The 3735-nt window shown below is 43.7% G+C and carries 2 protein-coding genes; both read left to right on the forward strand.

The features are described 5' to 3' along the window. Positions 1-378: 378 nt before the first annotated feature. Entirely contained in the window at positions 379-2145 is a 1767-nt protein-coding gene (locus NPX99_RS08360) for a ShlB/FhaC/HecB family hemolysin secretion/activation protein (RefSeq protein WP_269031380.1), read from the forward strand. Positions 2146-2170: 25 nt separating this feature from the next. After that, on the forward strand, positions 2171-3735 hold a 1565-nt coding region (locus NPX99_RS08365; protein WP_269031381.1), incomplete at its 3' end, for a two-partner secretion domain-containing protein.

Below are 3735 nucleotides of genomic sequence, written 5' to 3' on the forward strand. Positions count from 1 at the left end.
GGGGGGGAGTAAATCAACAGACAAAACTAACAAAAGATACAAAACTCTTTTTACAAAAGAACTCTGATCATTTCCTTTGCAGAGAGTTTTGAAGGATTAGGGGTATTGTTTAGGTTGTGCAAGGTTTTTAATTCTTGCTTCATGGGGGGGAAGCGTTTGATGGTATAGATATGGGGAAAAGATTTTTCACACTTGAGTGAGAACAGGGGGATGTGCTATTTATAATTGTATTTGAATGTAAGAGTGTGTGTTTTTGTTAAAAAAGTTTAGATGAGAGTGGCTCTTAAGTTGTTTTGAATGGTCATTGCGTTTTGATCAAGTGTTTTATTTGCTTTTAGATCAAAACTGAGAGAATGACTGAAGCGGGGGAAATCTGTATTGTTTTTTGTATTTTTACGTCCAAAAAGCTTTTTAAGGCTTTTTCTAGCCCTTTTTACATTCTTTTGCATGTTTCATGGTGTAAGCGTTTATGCACGTCCTTCGGCTTTTTTACATTCCCCTACAGATAATTTTTCTCGCCAACAATCTGAGAAGCAGCGATTAGAAAGAATTGAGAATTTACGGGCTTTAACTCCCAAAAGAATGAACATTTCTCCTGAAAGAGAGCAAAATGCGTTTTTGGGCAGTGGATATTGCTTTGCCGTTAATAAGATTGTTGTTGAGGGTGCGTATCATCTCAAAAAGCGCAGCATCGCAACCGTGACAGATCCTTACGTTGGGAGATGTGTCAGACTTGCAGATATACAGATTTTAATCAAACAATTAACCAAGCTTTATTTGGATCAAGGCTATGTAACGGCCCGTTTTTATATTCCCGATCAGGATATCAAAAGTAGCAAAGTTCTCAAGTTTGTTGTTGACGAGGGCAAACTTTCAGAGATCTATTATAATGGTTTACCGGCTTCCGCTCATAACAATGTTGTATGGAGTGCTTTTCCAGGTCTTAAAGGTCATATTCTCAATATGCGCGATATTGAACAAGGTCTTGATCAGATCAACAGACTTCAGTCAGCGCATGCCAAAAGTGAGCTTTTACCTGGACGTGAAGATGGCAACACCATTGTTAATATTAGCAATCACCCTGATACAGCTTTAAGAGTTACAGTTACGCATGACAATTTGGGACAAGCCTCCACCGGTTATGCGCGTTATAGTGCGGGAATAAAGGGTGAAAATCTTTTGAAGATTAATGATGTGTGGGATTTTAACTATCAACGCAGTGAAACAGATTATTGGGGTGGGAGCAAACAAGAGGGGCATAGCAATAATTTTTCGGCAAGTGTGAGTATCCCTTATGGTTATTGGACCTTTGCTTTGAATGGCTCTGTTTATGATTATCAGAGCATTATCAAGGGCAATTTTACAGAGATTGAAACGACGGGTAATTCCAGTGAATTACACGGCAGCGTGAGCAGAGTGATCTATCGTGATAGTGTTTCGCTTACAACCTTGGATTTAGGTCTTTCTTATAAAAAAACCAACAATTATCTGCTTGGCAATAAGATTGAGGTTGGCAGCCGTCAATACAGTGTTGCCAATTTTGGAATTTCGCATTCGCGCCAGATGTTGGGTGGGACATGGACCTTTGATGTGAGTTATTTGCAAGGGCTTGGTTTGTTTCATTCTGTAAAACAGCATCAAGCAGGGGCAGGGGATGCTGAGCCTCAATTTACAAAATTTACAGGCACACTTAGTGTCGTGACGCCTTTTAAGGTGGGAGGATTGGACTTTATCCTCAACACTCTTTTGGTAGGGCAATATTCACCGCATAATTTATTGGGTGCGGAGCAGATTTCCTTGGGGGGTGCTTCCAATGTGCGTGGTACGCGTGAGAGTTTGCTTTTTGGCAATAATGGTTTTTTTAGCCGCAATGATTTGTCTTTGCGCGCAGTACCCTGGAGCAACAGTACTTCTCTCAAAAAGGTTTTTGGTGAACTTCGTCCCTTTGTTGGTTTGGATTATGGGCGTATTTTTTCGCAAGCTTGTTATGGCTTGAAGAGTGAACAGCTTGCTGGTTGGACAGCAGGTGTAAAGCTCGTAGGGGGCATTGTTTCTCTTGATGCAAGCTATTCGCGTGTTTTGTGGAGTACCGTCAAACACAACAAGTCCGGCACGGCTTTTGTGACATTAACAATGAATCTTTAAGCATCTTTTAGTGGGGATTTAAAGCATGAAATATGAGAAGAGAACAAAAAAAGCAGCGTTGTTGGGAGCTTTAGTCTCCAGCACGATGCTTAAGAAAGTTTTGCTGAGCGGGATAGGTTTTTCTGTTCTATTACAGCCTTCCATGCTCCAAGCACAAATTGTTGCTGATCCTAACGCTGGTACAGGCAATCGTCCTGATATTGTGGCAGCACCCAATGGGGTTCCCTCGATAGATATTGTTACCCCCAATGGCAAGGGTCTATCGCACAATAAATATTACGATTTCAATATCGGCAATCCCGGTGTTATTTTCAACAATCATGCGCAAGAAGTAGGGCAATCGCAGTTGGGGGGCATTATGCCGGGCAATCCGCATTTGCGTTCCACTGGTTCCGCTACAGTGATTTTAAATGAAGTGACCAGCAGTAAGCGCAGTGCGCTCAATGGCCCAGCGGAAGTTTTTGGGCGCCAAGCCGATGTGATTATAGCCAATCCCAATGGGATGAGTTGTGATGGTTGTGGCTTTATCAATACACCCCATGCGACCTTAACCACGGGTGTCCCCGAAATTGATGCAAGCGGTTTTCTGAAAGGCTTTGAGGTGAGAGGTGGGGATATCCGCTTTGGAGCAAAGGGAGCGAATTTTTTCTCTGGCAAGGGAGCTGTTGATATTGTTGATATTGTCTCACGCACGGTGCATTTTGAAGGATCTGTTGCGGGCAGGGAGATTGGGGTGAGTGCTGGAACGGGGCATTTTGATTATGCTTCCCGTCAAATGAAAGACCTCATGGATATTACCGGCAAACCGGAATATGCGATAGATGGTTCTGCACTGGGGGCTTTGCAGGGGGATCGCATTAAACTTGTAGCGACAGAACAAGGTGTTGGCGTTCGGATGCGTCATGATATGGCGACGAATGCGGGGCAATTGCAGCTTTCTGCGGACGGGAAAATTTCCTTGAAGAATGTGTTTGGTCATGGCGGTGTTGTTCTGAAATCAAAGAGCAAGAGCGTTTTGGCAAAAAGTGTCACATCCAAAAAGCATATTGAGATTGCCGCAAAAAAAGATGTCACGTTAGAAACAATAGGCAGTGATGGTGATTTGAAAGTAGATGCGCAAGGTGGGCTTTTATCTATTTCAGGCAAAGCGACCTCTGGGGGCAATATGCAGCTGTCTTCACGGGATGCCATGAAAGTTTCTCAAGTTGGCTCTGGAGCGGATTTGACCTTTGCCACAGGGGGTGATCTCAACATTGATGGGATTGTTTTAGCCCAAGGGGCTCTCAAAGCACAGGCTGGTGGGAATATTAAGGCAGGTCTTTTAGCTGGTGGTGTTGATATGGCGGCAACGGGTGCTGCGGGTGTTGTTGTTCTTGGTGCCCAAGGGGATGTTGCGCTCGAAAGTGTGGGAGGAAGCATTCATGCCGCCAATATTTATGGGGCAGGAGATGTGCGACTGGTTTCGCATGATGGGCTTTTTGTTTCTCAAACGATCTTGTCGCATCACGATGTATTCATCCATGGGCAACCAAACAGCAATGCTCCTGTTCATTTTGGACAGCTTTTAGCCTATGGCAAGGCTAGGATTGA

The organism is Bartonella sp. 220B (assembly GCF_026930205.1).
Lineage (GTDB): Bacteria > Pseudomonadota > Alphaproteobacteria > Rhizobiales > Rhizobiaceae > Bartonella.